This window comes from Magnetospirillum sp. UT-4 (assembly GCF_902729435.1).
Classification (GTDB): domain Bacteria; phylum Pseudomonadota; class Alphaproteobacteria; order Rhodospirillales; family Magnetospirillaceae; genus Magnetospirillum.
Window position 1 is genome coordinate 18,892 of record NZ_LR746524.1, and the last position, 16,933, is coordinate 35,824.

A 16,933-nucleotide genomic window follows, 5' to 3' on the forward strand; every position below is an offset into this window, starting at 1 on the left:
TAGACTAAAGGATTACCACCCCCATTCCGGTAGTATGTACCCTGCCCTCAGGTTCTAGCCGAGGAAGCGGTCCAGCACCGCCAGCTGGCCGGGGGTATTGAGATAGGGGGCGTGGCCGCACCCTTGAACGTGAACCAGCTCGGCCCGCGGCCCGCGCCGGCTCATGTCCTCGGCCACCGCGCGCTCCACCAGGTCGCTGGCCTCGCCGCGCAGGGCCAGGACCGGGCACGAGATGGCGTCGTAGACGTCCCACATGTCGAAATCGTCGAAGCTGTCGGCGAACACCCGCATCACCGCCGGGTCGTAATGGCACGACAACCGGCCGTTGTCGCGACGGCGCGCGGAGGTTTCGGCCATGGCCCGCCACTCGTCGTCGGACAGCGCGCCGAAGGGGACGTAGACGGCGCGCAGGAACTGCTCGAACTCGGCCATGGTGGCGAAGTCCGGCACCACCGAGACATAGGCCTTGATGCGCTCGATGGCGGCGGCGTTCAGACGCGGCGCGATGTCGTTGAGCACCAGTCGGGAGATGCGATGCCGCCCGGCCTCGGTCCCCGCCAAGCCCATGCCCACCAGCCCGCCCATGGAGGTGCCGACCCAGGCGCAGCGCTCGATCCCCAGTTGGTCCAGCAGCTCGAGCGCCTGCCGGCAATAGGTGGGAATGGTGTAGTCCCGCGCCGGCTCGGGCGACCATGCCGACAGGCCGCGGCCGATGGTGTCCGGGCAGAGCACCCGAAAGCGGCCGGCGAAGTGCCGCGCCGCGGTGTCGAAGTCGCGGCCGTGGCGGGCCAGGCCGTGCCACATCACCAGGGCCGGGGCGTCGCGGTCGCCCCACGCGCTGACATGGACCTCGAGACCGGCCAGGGTGAGGTAGAGCGAGCGCGGAGTCATGGGCGGCGGCCTTTGCGTTGCGGACGGGGTTGAGTATATCTGGTCCGCCAGTGTTGTCCCGCGCCACGGAAGGCCCCCATGCTCGATCTCGCCGATGCCAAGCTGCTGCGCCACCACGCCCATGTGGACGGGCAATGGATCCATGCCGATGACGGCGCCACCCTGGCCGTCACCAATCCCGCCGACGGCTCGGTGATCGCCCGCATCGCCTCGGTCGGCGTGCCCGAGACCCGCCGCGCCATCGCCGCCGCCGCCCGCGCCCTGCCCGCCTGGCGCGCCCGCACCGCCAAGGAGCGCGCCGCAATCCTGCGCCGCTGGCACGATTTGATCCTGGCCAATGCCGACGACCTGGCCGTGCTGATGACCGCCGAGCAGGGCAAGCCCTTGGCCGAATCCAAGGGCGAGGTGGTCTACGGCGCCGCCTTCGTCGAGTGGTATGCGGAAGAGGCCAAGCGGGTCTACGGCGAGCTCATCCCGCCGACCGCCCCCGGCCGGCGCATCGTGGTGACCAGGGAGCCGGTGGGGGTGGTCGCCGCCATCACGCCGTGGAACTTCCCCAACGCCATGATCACCAGGAAATGCGCCCCGGCCCTGGCCGCCGGCTGCACGGTGGTGGTCAAGCCGGCCGAGGACACCCCGCTGTCGGCCCTCGCCCTGGCCGAGCTGGCGGTGCGCGCCGGCATGCCGGCCGGCGTGTTCAACGTGCTGCCCACCGCCGATTACGCCGCGGTGGGGGGCGAGCTCACCGCCAATCCGACCGTGCGCAAGCTCAGCTTCACCGGCTCCACCGAGGTCGGCAAGCTGCTGATGCGCCAATGCGCCGGCACGGTGAAGAAGGTCAGCCTGGAACTGGGCGGCAATGCCCCCTTCATCGTCTTCGACGATGCCGACCTGGATGCGGCGGTGGCCGGAGCCATGGCGTCCAAGTACCGCAACACCGGCCAGACCTGCGTCTGCGCCAACCGCATCCTGGTCCAGGCCGAGGTGTACGAATCCTTCGCCGCCAAGCTGGCCGAGGCGGTGGTGAAGCTGGTGGTCGGCCCCGGCCTGGGCGGCGACACCCAGCAGGGTCCGCTGATCAACGAGCAGGGAGTGGAAAAGGTCGAGCGCCACATCGCCGACGCCGTCGCCAAGGGGGCCAAGGTGATGCTGGGCGGCAAGCGCCACGCTTTGGGCGGCACCTTCTTCGAGCCCACCATCCTGACCGGAATCACCGCCGACATGCTGTGCGCCAGGGAGGAGACCTTCGGCCCGGTCGCCCCGCTGTTCCGCTTCGACACCGAGGACGAGGCGGTGCGCCTGGCCAACGACACCGAATTCGGCCTCGCCGCCTATTTCTATTCCCGCGACGTCGGGCGCTGCTGGCGGGTGGCGGAGGCCCTGGAATACGGCATCGTCGGCGTCAACGAGGGCATCATCTCCACCGAGGTCGCCCCGTTCGGCGGCATGAAGGAATCCGGCATCGGCCGCGAGGGCTCGCGGCACGGCATCGAGGAATTCCTGGAGGTCAAATACGTCTGCATGGGCGGGCTGTAACGTTCCGTCGTTCCCGCGCAGGCGGGAACCCAGGAGTCGCGGACACGCTGACGGTGCACCCCCTGGGTCCCCGCCTGCGCGGGGACGACGCTTCTTCGGAATGCCTACCCCCTGACGGTAGCCAGGAAGCCGTCGACCTGGTGCTTGAGGCTGGCGGCCGGGCCGCTCTGGTCGTCGGCGGCCCACACCACCTGCAGCGCCGAGCCGCAATAGCGGGCGGCGGTCTGGGTGACGTTGACGACGCCGTCGGTGACCTCGTGGGTGGCCTGGGTGACCTGCGCCACGCAATCGCCGATGTTGCGCGTCACCTCGGCCTGGCGCGCCATGGATTCCGCCACCCGGCCGGCGATGTCGTCCATGCGGCGCACGGCCCCGTCGACCTCGGCGATGGCGGCGACGGTCTCGGCGGTGGCGGACTGGATGGCGTCCACCAACTCGGCGATCTCGCGGGTCGAATCGCCGGTGCGCTGGGCCAGGTGCTTGACCTCCTCGGCGACCACGGCGAAGCCCTTGCCCGCCTCGCCGGCGCGCTGCGCCTCGATGGTGGCGTTGAGCGACAGCATGTTGGTGCGCCCGGCGATGTCGCCGATCAGCTTGACCACCCGGTCGATGCGGCCGGCCACCTCGGACAGGCCCTGGACCCGGGCGTTGGTGCGCTCCAGCTGGTCCACGGCGTGACGCACCACCCCCGAGGCCTCGCCGACATTGCGCGAGACCTCGTCGACGCTGGCCTGCAGTTCGCCGGCCGCCTTGGCCACCGCCGCCACGGTGTCGCGCGAGCGTTCGGCCGCCTCGGCGACCTCGAGCGAGCGGTTGTCGCCGCCGGCCGCCTCGCCGCCGATCATGCCGGCGGCGATGGTGCGGATGGCGACGGCGTTGTCGCCGATGATGTCGGCCACCGTCTTCACCGCGCCCTCGAACTGGTCGGCCAGCGCCCGCACCTGGGCGCGCGCAGCCTCCTCCGCCTCGGCCCGCACCGCCTCCTGCTGCTGCTGCAGCCGCACCATGGCGATGGCGTTGTCCTTGAACACCGCCACCGCCTTGGCCATGTCGCCGATCTCGTCCCGGCGGGCGATGCCGGGCACGGTGACGTCGTGGTTGCCCTTGGCCAGCGCATCCATGGCCGTCTCGATCTGGCGGATGGGATGGCTGACCGAGCGGGCCAGCACCAGGGTGGCGGCGAAGAAGGCGAGCGCCGACACCACCGCGATGGCCGAGACAACGGCCGAGGTGCGCGACCGCGTCGCCGCCTGCTCGCGGCTGGCGGCGGCCATGCCCTCGCGGGCATGGGCGAACACCTTGTCGAGGTCGGGCTGCATCTTCTGGAACTGCTGGCGCAGGGCCGCCGCCTCGGCCGCCAGGGCCGAGCTGGATTCGGCGAAGGCCTGCATGTCCTCGGCATAGGTCTTGGCCAGGGTGCGCAATTCGTCGCGGGTCGAGGGCGGCAGCGGCGAGGCGTCGAGCTGGAAGTCGAACTCGTTGGCGTAGCGCCGGTGCTGGCCGCGATAGCCTTCGCCGCCGTACAGCATGAACAGCGATTCCGCCAGACGCAGCTGCAGCATGGCGGGCAGCAGCGGCCCGGCATTGGGCCACATCTTGAGCTCGGACTCGGCGGCCTCGGCCGAATCGGTGAGCTGGCCGCGCAGCCCCGCCGAAGCGGTCAGCCCCAGCGTCTTGGAAATGGCGAACAGCCGACCGAAATGGCCCGAAACCTCGTCGAGATCGACCTTGAGCTCGGTCACCAGGCCTGCCATCACCTCGTCGGTCGCCCCCTGGCCCATATGGTCCAGGGCGTCCGAGATGAATCCGGCATCGGCCTGGAAGGCGTCATGGAGCTTGACGTCGCGCTCGAGCAGGAACTGTTCGTGGTGGTTGCGCAGCTGCGCCGCCTTGGCCCGGACGTCGCCGGCCAGGTCGTTGAGGCGGCGGAAATCGTCATAGGCCGCCATCGCCGCGTCGATGCGCCGCTCGCCCACCTGATAGGCGATGCCGATGACCGCGGCGCACACCACCGCCAGCCCGACCAGGACGGCGAAGCGGGTGCGGATCGGGTAGTTGCCCAGCAGATCGGGGCCGGTGCCGCCATGCGGCAGCAGCGCCCTGAATTGGGTTCCCAGGCGGGTTTCCAAGGCGCGGAGCCGCGGTAGGAGCGGGCGGAGGGCGGCGACGGCGCCGCCGGAAAGGCCGTCAAGTCTCACGTTCGGGTCCCGGCTGAAGGAGCGGATGAACCCGCGAAATATATACGGCCGGAATGACCGATCCGTGACGCCGCCGCGAAGCTTCGATTAAACCTGTGCGTCCGTCTCGATGTCGAAGAAGTCGCGGAAGCGCGCCAGCGCCAGCATGCGGCCGACCTGGCCGCCGGGATTGCGCAGCACCACGCGCCCGCCCTTCTTCATCACCTTCTCGCGGGCCACCAGCAGCAGGCCCAGGCCGGCGGAATCCACATGTTCAACCCGGCTGAGATCGACCACGATCTCGGTGTCGGGGTGACTGTCCAGCCGCGCCATCATCTGGCGGAAATCGGCGTGCTCGGCGAAGGTGAGACGGCCGGCGAGCTCGATGCGGGCAGCCGCGCCGCGGCGATCCTTGTCCTTGTGCATGGCATCCTCGTGCTTTTGGCCAGAGCCTGCGTTTATACCAGAGGTCGGGATGCACAGGCCCATGGTCACGGTAATTTCATCCGGCCTGCCCATGGCGAGGGGGGCGTGAAAGCCGGTTGCCGAGCGGACTGGCTCGGTTGATACTCATGGTCAAAGACAAGAATGAACGCGAGGAGGCGTCCCGTGCCCCACAAACGGCAGGGTCCCCTGGTTTGGCTGGCGGCCGCCCTGGCCGCCGACGCGGTGGCGACGGTGGCCGCCGCCTTTGCCCTGGCGCGCGACCTGCCGTCGTCGCAGCCCATGACCGCCCTGGCCATGGTCTCGCTGGCCGGCGCCGCGGTGCTGTTCGGCGTCGCCTGGAAGATCGTCGACTACCAGGTGGTGCGCAACGCCCGGCGCATGGCCGCCGAGGTCAGGGCCCTGGCCTTCGGCGGCAGCCGCACCGCGGTCGATCCCGACCGCTATCCCCTGCTGGCGCCGCTGCCCGAGGCGTTCGGCGAGCTGGCGTCCAAGCTGGACCTGGCCCGCCGCGAACTGGCCGAGGGGATCGCAGCCGCCGCCGCCAAGGCCGAGGAGACCGCCAGCCGCCTCGCCGCCATCCTCAACGACCTGCACGAAGCGGTGGTGGTGTGCAACCTGCGCCACCAGGTGGTGCTCTACAATGCGGTCGCCATGGACATGCTGTCGGGTACCGGGCCGTTCGGCCTGGGCCGCTCGCTGTTCGAGACGGTGTCGCGCGACGCCGTGGTGCACATGCTGGACATGCTGACCCACCGCGCCGACGCGGGCGGGCGCGGCACCCCGTTCCTGGCCGGCGGCGCCGACGGGCGATTGCTGCTGCAGGCGCGCATGACGCTGATCCGCACCGGCGACGAGGTCACCGGCTACGTCGTCACCATGGTCGATGCCAGCCCGCAGGTGGCCGCCCTGGCCCAGCGCGACGCGCTGCTGCGCGAGGTCGCCGAAGGCATGGAAATGCCGCTGCTGCGCCTGCGCATGGCCACCGACAACCCCGCCATCGTCGAGCGCGAGGCGGGCAACATCGACGGCGCCATTCGCCGCGTCACCGCCGGCTATCACCGCGCGCTGGCCAGCTGGTGGCCGATGACCGACCTCTATTCGGCCGACTTCTTCACCCTGGTGGCGCGCCGCTTCGAGGGCCGCACGCCGGTGGTCAACGCCACCGGCCTGCCGGTGTGGCTGCACGCCGATTCCCATTCGCTGGCGCTGGCCCTGGCCTCGCTGATCGAGGAGGTGTCGGAACGGTTCGGGCTGGCCGAGGTGGACCTTGCCGCGATCTGCGACGAGCAGACCTGCTGGCTCGAGATCGGCTGGGCCGGCGCCACCGCCGCCAAGCCGGCCATCGACGCCTGGCTGGCCAAGCCGTTGCCGCTGCTGGGCGGCATGACCGTGCGCGACGTGCTGCTGCACCATGCCGGCGACGGCATCGAGCAGGAGCATCGCGCCGGCCAGTCGTGGCTGAAGCTGCCCATGCGCAAGGGCGTCGAGGTGCGAATCGCGCCCAAGCCGGTGCTGCCGACCCGCCCGGAATTCTACGACCTCGACCTCCTGAAGGCGTCGCGCGACATCGGCGAGATGGGAGCCCTGCCGCTCCGGTCACTGACCTTCGTGGTGTTCGATACCGAGACCACCGGCCTGCAGCCCAGCCAGGGCGACCAGATCGTGCAGATCGGCGGCGTGCGGGTGGTCAACGGCCGCATCCTGTCGGGCGAGAACTTCAACCGCATCGTCCATCCCGGCCGCTCCATCCCCAAGGAGAGCATCCGCTTCCACGGCATCACCGACGAGATGGTCAAGGACAAGCCGCCCATCGCCGTGGTGCTGCCGCAGTTCAAGGCGTTCTGCGCCGATTCCGTGCTGGTGGCGCACAACGCCGCCTTCGACCTCAAATTCCTGCGCATGCGGGAAAAGGATTACGGCGTCCGCTTCGACAACCCGGTGCTCGACACCATGATCATGTCCAGCTACCTGGACGGCCCCGACGCCGGCCATTCCCTGGACGAGATCTGCGACCGCTACGGCCTCGAGATCGCCGACCGCCACACCGCCCTGGGCGACGCCATGGTCACCGCCGCGGTGCTGCTGCGCCAGATCGAGGCCTTCGAGGCGCGCGGCCTCACCACGCTCGATCAGGTGGTCAAGGAGATCGACCTCAAGGTGCTGCTGCACCAGCGCCAGCGGGCCTTCTGAGCCGACGCATCCCCCCTCCCCCACGAGGGGGGAGAGAGGGAGCGACCGGGTCTATCTACGCCGCGCCCATGCTTTCGCGGGCCTTGGCGATGGCGCCTTGCAGCACCTGTTCCTTCATGGAAATGGTGGGTTCGTTGAACAGGACGTTCTTCATCCAGTCATAGCCCAGCAGCAGGACCGCGTGGTCGTCGGTCTTGAGCATCTCCACCGCCCGGTCATCGACCTCGTAGGTCTGCAGGAACCGCGATTCGAGCACGAAGCGGCGGAAGGCCTGGACGTCGGTGGTGGCGAGGAAGAACATCTTCAGGGTCTGCGGGCTGGGGGCCTTGCCGCCGGGGCCGCCCATGACCTTCCACGACGCCGCCTTCATCAGGATGTCGATCCAGCCGCGGTTGACCCGCTCGTATTCCTCGACCCCCTGTTCCTCGCGGAATTCGCCGACGTTCTGGCTCTTGGTCTGGCAATGGCCCTGGCAGTGGTCCTCCTTGACCAGGAAGAAGAAGTCGTCGACGCCGTCCATGTCCTTCATCTTCACGCTGACCATGCCGAGCGGATAGAAGCGGCAGGTGGCGGGCCGGTCCTCGTAGACGGTGCAGCCCTCGGCGGCATTGAACGGGCAGGCGCCGCGGCCGTCATCGCCGCCCATCTTGATCTTGGCGATGGGCAGGTCGGCCTTCTCGTGCATGGCCGGCACGGTATAGGTCAGCAGGAACTCGGCCGGAGTGATCTCCAGGCGCTTGGACAGGCGCAGGATGCAATTGGGCGTCAGCGTGATGTCGGCCCCATGGCAGCACTTGTTCCAGCAGGTCACGCCCTTGTGGCACTCGAACTCGAAGGTGTCGTCGGGAGTGAGGCGGACCGGATCGACCGGAAAGGCGGACTGGCCGCGCACGGCGTCGAACACCTCGACCTCCATGTCGCGCTCGGTGGAGGGCCGCATGGCCTCCATGTCCAGCTCGCCCAGCTCTTCGTCTTCGGTGGTGCGCGGGGTATCGCTCATTGTCGGTCTTAACTCTCTGGACGTTGGGCGGAAAGGTGTGGCGGGCAGAAAAAGGGGGCGCCGGAAGACCGGCGCCCCCCACTCTAGCACAGGCAGGGTCGGCTTAGTGAGCCTGGCCGCCGTAATGCTTCTCGACGATGTCGACGTGGGCGCGCTTGAAGCACTTCCACTCGCCCGTGGCCGGGTCGATGCGGGAGTTGACGAAGCACTTCCACTCGGCCTCGTTGAGGTCCGGATGATCGGCACGATAGTAGAAGCCCGGATAGCGGGTCTCTTCGCGGAAGTAGATGTGACGCAGATGGGCTTCCGCCGCGACGATGCGGTGGTAGTTCTCCCAGGCGCGCATCAGCTCGTGCAGGTCCTTCGCACGCATCTTCTGCGAGTCTTCCTTGAGCATGGTCAGCAGGTGCAGACCGGTCTCGAGCATGATCTTGTTGGTCTGGTAGTAGGTCGAGGTGCCGGCCACGTACTCATCCATCAGCTTCTGCAGGCGCTGCTGCAGCAGGCGGGGCAGGATGTAGAACGGGTTGACGTCCTCGGCGGTGGTCTTGTCCTTGTGCTCGAGGTAGTTGCGGACCGGCTTGTAGATTTCCTCGGCGATGGCCTTGATGTCGCCCTTCAGCGAGGGCTTGTAGCCGGCATGGTCGCGCACGAAGCGGACCATGTTCTTGCCGGCGATGCGGCCCTCGGCATGGGAGCCCGAGGAGAACTTGTGACCGGAGGCGCCGACGCCGTCACCGGCGGTGAACAGGCCCTGCACGGTGGTCATGCGGTTGTAGCCCCACTTCCACTCGGCCGGGGAGTTCAGGTCCTCGGGACCCGACACCCAGATGCCGCAGCAGCCGGAGTGCGAACCGAGCAGGTAGGGCTCGGTCGGCATCAGCTCGGACATGTTCTGCTCGGGACGGATGTTCATGCCGGCCCACACACCGGCCTGGCCGATGCACATGTCGAGGAAGTCTTCCCAGGCCTCGGCCTCGAGATGCTTGATCTCGGCCGGGGTCATGGTCTCGGCCAGCTTCTTCATGGCGGTCGGAGTGTCCATGAAGATCGGGCCGCGGCCTTCCTTCATCTCCTTCAGCATGGCGTGGTTACGCAGGCAGGTCGGCACCACCGCGGCCTTGTCGTAGGGCGCGAAGGCGGCCAGCATGTCGGCGTTCTTGATCACGTAGTTCTCGCCGAAGGCGTTCAGGGCCTGCGACTTGAACAGCAGGAACCACGCGCCCACCGGGCCGTAGCCGTCCTTGAAGCGGGCCGGCACGAAGCGGTTTTCCATCATGGTCAGCTCGGCGCCGACTTCCGCCGCCATGGCGTAGGTCGAACCGGCGTTCCACACCGGATACCAGGTGCGGCCGTTGCCTTCACCGGTCGAACGCGGACGGAACAGGTTCACCGCGCCGCCACAGCAGTTCAGGATGGCGTTGGCCTTGAACACATAGAGCTTGTGCTCGCGCACCGAGAAGCCGACGGCACCGGCGATGCGGTTCGGCTCGTTGGTGTCGAGCAGCAGCTTCACGATGAAGCAGCGCTCGATGATGTTCTCGATGCCCAGGGCCTTCTTGGCAGCTTCGGCGACGATGGTCTTGTAGCCTTCGCCGTTGATCATGATCTGCCACTTGCCCGAACGGACCGGCTTGCCGCCGTCCTTCAAGGCGACGCCCTCGGAGCCCTTGTCCTTCCACACCGGAAGGCCCCACTCCTCGAACAGGTGCACCGAGTCGTCGACGTGACGGCCGACGTCGTACACCAGGTCGTCGCGGGTGATGCCCATCAGATCCGCCGACACCATGCGGCAGTAATCCTTGGGATCCCGGTCCGGGCCCAGATAGGTGTTGATGGCCGACAGGCCCATGGCGACGGCGCCGGAGCGGTCCAGGGCGGCCTTATCGACCAGGGTGATCTTGGCGTCGGGCGCCCAGCGGCGAGCCTCGAAGGCGGCGCCGCAGGCGGCCATGCCGCCACCGATCAGCAGAATGTCGGTCTCGATCTCGATGATCTCGGGATTGCCGAAAGAATATTCGGACATTTGGTATTCCTTCCCTTAGGCGTGCGTACGCTGTCTCAGATGGTCGGCAGGGTCTTGCCGGTCTCGGTGAACAGCAGGTTGCTGTCGAGGTCGCCCGGAGCGGGCTTGCCGCCGTAGGGATCGATCGAACCCACCGGGGTGGTGCGCACGGGGAACTTGAAGCGCTTCACTTCGCCGTCGCGGAACTTGATGGTCCACATGATGGCGGAATCGGTGCGCATCGGAATGACGGCGCCGCCCATCGGCACGAAGTCCTGGTAGGCACGAACCTCGATGGCCTGCTGCGGGCAAGCCTTGACGCAGCACTGGCATTCCCAGCACTGGTCCGGCTCCTGGTTGAAGGCCTTCATCCGGTTGGTGTCGAGCTTCATCAGGTTGTTCGGGCAGATGTACATGCAGGCGGTGACCGAACCGCCCTTGCAGCCGTCGCACTTTTCGGTATGCACAAAAGTGGGCATCAAAACCTCCCCTGTTGCCTTTCGGCGGGTCTCTCCCTCTCTGCCTGACCGTTCGCTCGGTGACGAAAAGGCCTCACGGGCGCGTTGCCGCGCCGAGCGGTGCAGTCAGTGCTATCCCACATTCATATTCCGGGTTTGACATATTTGCAATCTCTGACGTACCAATTCCCGCAAGATCGTTTCATTGCAGTTTGATCAATAGCAATTTCAAGGCGCCAAATGCCCGGAATCGCGAAAGAATCGACGTTCGGCAAGGGTGGCGGCCTGGACGGGGGTCCAGCCCCCACCCTGGCCGACCTGACCGCCCGTCTGGTCGCCTTTCGCGACGAGCGCGACTGGGCTCAGTTCCACACCGCCAAGAACCTGATGGTGTCACTGGCCCTCGAGGCGGCGGAGCTGCTAGAACTGACCCAGTGGAAGACCGACCAGCAGGTCGAGGCGGCCCTGGCCGCCGACCCGGCCATGAAGGACCGGCTGCGCGAGGAATGCGCCGACGTCTTCCTCTATCTTCTGTTGCTGTGCGAGCGCACCGGCATCGACCTGGCGGCGGCGGCGGCGGCGAAGATCGAGACCAACGCGGCCAAGTACCCTGCCGAGAAGGCCAGGGGTACATGCCTGAAATATAACGAATTGCCTTAAGTTAAGAAGATTCTTGTGGATTGGTTATCTAATTTAAGCGAACTATGATGTGCAACGAGGGCGGCCTAAGCCCCGGCACCAGACTGAAGAGAGAGGGAGACCAATGTCCAAGCTCGTGCAGCCGCATGGCGGCGGCTCGCTGAAGCCGCTTCTGCTTCCCGAGATCGAACGGCGCGAGGAGCTGAAGCGCGCCGCCACCCTGAAAAAGGTCCCGATGACCAGCCGCGAGACGTCGGACGTCATCATGCTGGCCATGGGCGCCTACACTCCCCTCGACGGGTTCATGGGCAAGGCCGACTGGCACGGCGTCTGCGCCGAGATGAAGATGACCTCGGGCCTGTTCTGGCCGATCCCGATCACCCTGTCCGCCGCCCAGAACCTGGCCGATTCCATCAAGGAAGAGGAAGAGGTCGCCCTGGTCGATGCCGAGACCGGCGAGATCATGGCGATCATGGAAGTGGCCGAGAAGTACACCATCGACCGCGACTTCGAGAACCAGCACGTCTATCGCACCACCGACAAGGCCCATCCGGGCGTGCAGAAGGTGAACTCGCAGGAAGCCGTCAACCTGGCCGGCCGCGTGCGCTGCCTGTCCGAGGGCGAGTATCCCGAGAAGTACAAGGGCCTGTATTTCCGCCCGGCCGAGAGCCGCGCCATGTTCGCCGAGAAGGGCTGGTCCAAGGTCGCCGCCTTCCAGACCCGCAACCCCATGCACCGCAGCCACGAGCATCTGGCCAAGATCGCGGTCGAGGTCTGCGACGGCGTGTTCATCCACCAGGTGCTGGGCAAGCTGAAGGAAGGCGACATCCCGGCCGAGACCCGGACCAAGGCCATCGACGCCATGATCCAGCACTATTTCGTGCCGGGCACGGTGATCCAGGCCGGCTATCCCATCGAGATGCGCTATGCCGGCCCGCGCGAGGCGCTGATCCACGCGCTGATCCGCCAGAACTTCGGCTGCTCGCACCTGATCGTCGGCCGCGACCATGCCGGCGTCGGCGATTATTACGGCCCGTTCGACGCCCAGCACATCTTCGACACCCTGTGGTCGGGCGCGCTCGAGACCCAGGCGCTGAAGATCGACATCACCTTCTATTGCAAGAAGTGCTACGGCATGGCCACCGCCAAGACCTGCCCGCACGGCAAGGAGGACCAGGTCAACATCTCGGGCACCAAGCAGCGCGAGATGCTGTCCAAGGGCGAGCCGATCCCGCCGGAATTCAGCCGCCCCGAAGTGGTGGCGATCCTGCAGGACTATTACCGGTCGCTGAACAAGTAGGTTCGTTTTCTCGTCACCCCCGGGGCCTGCCCCGGGGGTCCATCGCAGAAGGGTGGATGGCCGGGTCATACCCGGCCTTGACGGCTGGGTAAAATTTCAATCGGGCCCCAAGAGCCCGGGAGATGGAGAGGGTAGCATGAGCGATACGACGAGCCGCAGCCGCACCATCATGGTGGTCGGCGGCGGAATTGCCGGCATCACCGCCGCCGTCGAGGCGGCCGAGGCCGGGCACGACGTGGTGCTGATCGAGAAGAGCCCCACCCTGGGCGGCCGCGTCGCCCAGATGAACCGCTACTTCCCCAAGCTCTGCCACCCGACCTGCGGCCTCGAGATCAACTACCAGCGCATCAGGAAGTCGAAGCGCATCAGCGTCTTCACCATGTCGACGGTGGCCAATGTGGCCGGCGGCCCCGGCGCCTACAAGGTGTCGGTGAAGACCGCGCCGCGCCTGGTCACCCCGGCCTGCACCGCCTGCGGCGACTGCGCCAAGGCCGCCACCTCCGAGGTGGCCAACCCCCACAATTACGGCATGGACACGGTGAAGTCGGCCTATCTGCCGCACACCATGGCCTTCCCCATGCGCTACGTCATCGACCCGTCGGTGGCCGGCACCCCCGAGGGCGAGGCCATCAAGGCCGCCTGCAAGGTCGGCGCCGTCGATCTCGACCAGAAGGAGGAGACCTTCGAGCTGGAGGTCGGCGCCGTGGTCTGGGCCACCGGCTGGCGCCCCTATCCGGCCGAGAACCTGACCGCCTATCGCTGGAGCGACATCGACGACGTGCTGACCAACGTCGAGTTCGAGCGCCTGGCCTCGGTCGATGGCCCGACCAAGGGCCGCATCGTCAAGCCGTCCAACGGCGAGGCGCCGAAGAAGGTGGCGCTGATCCAGTGCGCCGGCTCGCGCGATCTCAACCACCTGGCCTATTGCTCGCGCATCTGCTGCCTGGCCTCCATGAAGCACGCCGCCTATGTGCGCGAGCAGCTGGCCGACGCCACCGTCGATGTCTACTACATCGACATCCGCGCCCACGATAAGCTGGAAAGCTTCGTCCAGCGCCTGAAGCGCGACCCGCAGGTGCGCTTCATCAAGTCCAAGCCGGCCCGCATCGAGCGGTCCGAAGCCGGCGGACCGGTGGTGTGCGGCGAGAACACCCTGACCCGCGAAATCTACGCCGAGCCCTACGACATGGTGGTGCTGGCCACCGGCATGCAGGCCTCGCTGGGGGCGGACGGAAAGCCGTCCTTCGCCGCCGATTTCGATGATTACGGCTTCGTGTTCGCCGAGGGCGAGTCCATCGCCGCCGGCGTGGCCTCGGGTCCGCTCGACGTGTCGATGTCGGTGCAGTCGGCAACCGCCGCCGCACTCAAGGCCATCCGCGCCGTGACCGCCTGAGCCGGAGGAGAAGAACAATGAGCGAGAGGAAGACCGGCGTTTACCTGTGCAGCGGCTGCGGCATCGGTGAGGCCATCAATGTCGGCGCCCTGGAAACGGTCGCCACCAAGGAATTCAAGCTGGAGCCCAAGACCCACGCCTGCCTGTGCAACGACGAGGGCGTCGGCCTGATCAAGGCCGACATCGAAGGCGGCGTCAACCAGGTGGTGGTGGCGGCCTGTTCGGCCCGCGTCATGACCGACCGCTTCGGCTTCGAGCCGATCCAGACCCTGCGCGCCGATCTGCGCGAGAAGGTGATCTGGAGCCATCCGGCCGGTGACGAGGACACCCAGATGCTGGCCGAGGACTACCTGCGCATGGCGCTGTCGTCGGCGCCCAAGATCAAGGCCCCGGAACCGTGGGTGGATGGCGATTATTCCCAGCGCATCATGGTGCTGGGCGGCGGCGTCACCGGCCTGTCGGCGGCGCTGGAAGCGGCCTCGCTGGGCCACGACGTGCTGCTGGTCGAGCGTTCCGACGCCCTGGGCGGCCATGCCCGCGGCGCCTCGAAGCGTCTGCCCCACACCCCCCCCTACGACCAGCCCGAGGCCAACGGCATCGAGGAGCTGATCGCCAAGGTCCAGGGCAATGCCAGGATCACCGTGCGCATGAACGCCCTGGTCACCCGCACCGCCGGCATGCCCGGCAAGTTCGCGGTGACCTTCGCCGACGGCTCCATCGAGGATGTGGGCGCCATCGTCATCGCCACCGGCTGGCGTCCCTATGACGCCACCAAGCTGGGCCACCTGGGCTACGGCGCCTCGCCCGACGTGATCACCAGCACCGAGCTGGAGAAGATGCTGGGCCAGGGCGCGGTCGCCCGCAAGTCGGACGGCAAGGCGCCGCAATCGGTGGCTTTCGTCCAGTGCGCCGGCAGCCGCGATCCCGACCACCTGCCCTATTGCTCGTCGGTGTGCTGCTCGACCTCGCTGAAGCAGGCCCTCGAGATCCTCGCGGTCAACCCGAAGGCCAACGTCTTCGTCATCTACGAGGAAATGCGCACCCCCGGCGTCGGCGAGGAGCTGTACCGCACCGCCCAGAAGGCGGGCGTCATCTTCATCAAGGGCAAGGTCAAGTCGGTGGACGGCAGCCTCACCGTCACCGTCGCCGACGAGCTGGTGCAGGAGGACGTGCCGCTCCAGGGTCTCGACATGGTGGTGCTGGCCACCGGCATGGTCCCCAACTCGACCAACGCCGACCAGCCGGCCAGCGAGCCCGGCGCCGATCCCAACCAGCTGAACGGCGACGTCGATCCCGAGGCGGTCATCGCGGTGGCCGGCTATTGCGGCGACGCCCCGGCGGCCCACGAGCGCCGCGCCCAGGGGGTGCCCGAGGGCGGCGCGCTGCTGAACCTGCAGTACCGCCAGGGTCCGCATCTGCCGGTGCTGCACGACGGCTTCGCCGACTCGCACTACATCTGCTTCCCCTACGAGACCCGCCGCACCGGCATCTACACCGCCGGTCCCGTGCGTCGTCCCATGGACTGGTCGGAAGCCGCCGAGGACGCCGCCGGTGCGGTGCTGAAGGCGGTGCAGGCGGTGCGTTCGGCCTCGGCCGGCGCCGCCCTGCATCCGCGCGTCGGCGACCTGTCCTATCCCAAGATCAACCTCAACGCCTGCACCAAGTGCCGGCGCTGCACGGTGGAATGCCCCTTCGGCGCCATCGACGAGGACGAGAAGGAATACCCCCAGGTCAACGCCACGCGCTGCCGCCGCTGCGGCACCTGCATGGGCGCCTGCCCGGTCCGCACCATCAGCTTCGACAATTACTCGGTCGAGATGCTGTCGACGCAGATCAAGGCGGTGAACATCCCCGACGAGTTCTCGGGCAAGCCGCGCATCCTGCTGATCGCCTGCGAGAACGACGCCGTCCCGGCGCTCGACATGGCCGGCATCAAGCGCAACACCTGGTCGGCCCATGTCCGCGTGCTCCCGGTCCGCTGCCTCGGCTCGGTCAGCCTGCTCAACGTCTCCGACGCCCTGTCGGCGGGCTATGACGGCGTCATGCTGATGGGCTGCAAGCCCGGCGACGACTACCAGTGCCACTTCGTCAAGGGATCGGCCATGGCGGCCGAGCGCCTGGGCAAGGTCGGCGAGACGCTGAAGTCGATGATGCTGGAACCCGAGCGTGTGGTTCAGGCGGAAGCCTCGATCGCCGATTCCGACCGCCTGCCGAAGGTCATCGACGAATTCGTCGAGAAGATCGTCGGCATCGGCTTCAACCCGTTCAAGGGGTTCTGAGCCATGAACGCCATGTCTCCCAATCCTTCCAAGAAGTACGACCTGAACTTCGCCCGCTGGGTCTACGACAACGTCGACGGCGGCGACCGCATGGCGCTGTGCATGCAGTGCGGCACCTGTTCGGGCTCCTGCCCCATCGGCACCCAGATGGATCACGGCCCGCGCAAGCTGTTCATGATGATCCGCGCCGGCATGAAGGAGGCGGTGCTGACCTCCAACACGCTGTGGAACTGCGTGTCGTGCTACAACTGCGTGGTCCGCTGCCCGCGCCAGGTGCCGGTCACCTACATCCTGCACGACCTGGCCACCGTCGCCGTGCGCGAGGGCTACGCCAAGGCCAAGGAAAGCGACAACGCCAAGTTCGCCAACGCCTTCTGGTGGTCGGCGGCCAAGTACGGCCGCACCGACGAACGCCTGGTCACCGCCAAGTACTATTTCAGCTTCGGCTTCGGCCAGGGCTACAAGATGGGCATGGCCAACCTGCCCATCGCCATGGGCATGGTGAAGACCAAGCGCATGCATCTGGGCATGCCGCACAAGTGCAAGAACACCGGCGAGCTGCACAAGATCCTGGCCAAGGCGGCCGAGATCGAGGCCAAGAAGCACGGCGCGAAGTGA

At 67.4% G+C, this 16,933-nt stretch carries 13 protein-coding genes; 7 read left to right on the plus strand and 6 right to left on the minus strand.

The features are described 5' to 3' along the window. Positions 1-54: 54 nt before the first annotated feature. Positions 55-891 carry an alpha/beta fold hydrolase gene (locus MTBUT4_RS17845; protein WP_173981062.1) on the minus strand — a complete coding sequence of 279 codons (837 nt, stop codon included), beginning with the start codon at positions 889-891 and terminating at the stop codon, positions 55-57. Between the two features lie 78 nt (positions 892-969). Here MTBUT4_RS17845 and MTBUT4_RS17850 point away from each other — a divergent pair, with 78 nt between their 5' ends. Continuing rightward, the gene (locus MTBUT4_RS17850) at positions 970-2,427 is read left to right on the plus strand and encodes a succinate-semialdehyde dehydrogenase (RefSeq protein ID WP_173981063.1); all 1,458 of its coding nucleotides are present in this window, start codon (positions 970-972) and stop codon (positions 2,425-2,427) included. Positions 2,428-2,531: 104 nt separating this feature from the next. Here MTBUT4_RS17850 and MTBUT4_RS17855 read toward each other — a convergent pair whose 3' ends face one another. Together MTBUT4_RS17855 and MTBUT4_RS17860 are read right to left on the minus strand one after the other, a co-directional pair. After that, positions 2,532-4,556, minus strand: a complete 2,025-nt coding sequence (locus MTBUT4_RS17855; RefSeq protein ID WP_173981064.1) for a methyl-accepting chemotaxis protein — start codon at positions 4,554-4,556, stop codon at positions 2,532-2,534. A 156-nt stretch (positions 4,557-4,712) separates the two neighbouring features. Further along, positions 4,713-5,030, minus strand: coding sequence for an STAS domain-containing protein (locus MTBUT4_RS17860; protein ID WP_173981065.1), 318 nt, complete (start codon positions 5,028-5,030; stop codon positions 4,713-4,715). Positions 5,031-5,213: 183 nt separating this feature from the next. Here MTBUT4_RS17860 and MTBUT4_RS17865 point away from each other — a divergent pair, with 183 nt between their 5' ends. After that, positions 5,214-7,241 (plus strand): exonuclease domain-containing protein, encoded by a 2,028-nt coding sequence (locus MTBUT4_RS17865; protein ID WP_254434925.1) that lies wholly within the window; start codon positions 5,214-5,216, stop codon positions 7,239-7,241. Between the two features lie 55 nt (positions 7,242-7,296). Here the strand turns inward: MTBUT4_RS17865 and MTBUT4_RS17870 are convergent, their stop codons facing one another. From MTBUT4_RS17870 to aprB, 3 genes are all read right to left on the minus strand, one after another. Further along, positions 7,297-8,241 (minus strand): YkgJ family cysteine cluster protein, encoded by a 945-nt coding sequence (locus tag MTBUT4_RS17870; protein WP_173981066.1) that lies wholly within the window; start codon positions 8,239-8,241, stop codon positions 7,297-7,299. A 103-nt stretch (positions 8,242-8,344) separates the two neighbouring features. Continuing rightward, entirely contained in the window at positions 8,345-10,267 is a 1,923-nt protein-coding gene (gene aprA, locus MTBUT4_RS17875; protein ID WP_173981067.1) for an adenylyl-sulfate reductase subunit alpha, read from the minus strand. A 35-nt stretch (positions 10,268-10,302) separates the two neighbouring features. Next, complete coding sequence (aprB, locus tag MTBUT4_RS17880) at positions 10,303-10,725, minus strand: adenylyl-sulfate reductase subunit beta (RefSeq protein ID WP_173981068.1); 423 nt, start codon at positions 10,723-10,725, stop codon at positions 10,303-10,305. 219 nt (positions 10,726-10,944) lie between these two features. Here aprB and MTBUT4_RS17885 point away from each other — a divergent pair, with 219 nt between their 5' ends. From MTBUT4_RS17885 to MTBUT4_RS17905, 5 genes are all read left to right on the plus strand, one after another. Further along, positions 10,945-11,364, plus strand: coding sequence for a MazG-like family protein (locus tag MTBUT4_RS17885; RefSeq protein WP_173981069.1), 420 nt, complete (start codon positions 10,945-10,947; stop codon positions 11,362-11,364). Positions 11,365-11,467: 103 nt separating this feature from the next. Continuing rightward, the gene (gene sat, locus MTBUT4_RS17890) at positions 11,468-12,643 is read left to right on the plus strand and encodes a sulfate adenylyltransferase (RefSeq protein ID WP_173981070.1); all 1,176 of its coding nucleotides are present in this window, start codon (positions 11,468-11,470) and stop codon (positions 12,641-12,643) included. Positions 12,644-12,779: 136 nt separating this feature from the next. Beyond that, positions 12,780-14,036 (plus strand): FAD-dependent oxidoreductase, encoded by a 1,257-nt coding sequence (locus MTBUT4_RS17895; RefSeq protein ID WP_173981071.1) that lies wholly within the window; start codon positions 12,780-12,782, stop codon positions 14,034-14,036. A gap of 17 nt (positions 14,037-14,053) precedes the next feature. Further along, positions 14,054-16,315 carry an FAD-dependent oxidoreductase gene (locus MTBUT4_RS17900; RefSeq protein WP_173981072.1) on the plus strand — a complete coding sequence of 754 codons (2,262 nt, stop codon included), beginning with the start codon at positions 14,054-14,056 and terminating at the stop codon, positions 16,313-16,315. Between the two features lie 3 nt (positions 16,316-16,318). Beyond that, positions 16,319-16,933 carry a 4Fe-4S dicluster domain-containing protein gene (locus MTBUT4_RS17905; RefSeq protein ID WP_173981073.1) on the plus strand — a complete coding sequence of 205 codons (615 nt, stop codon included), beginning with the start codon at positions 16,319-16,321 and terminating at the stop codon, positions 16,931-16,933.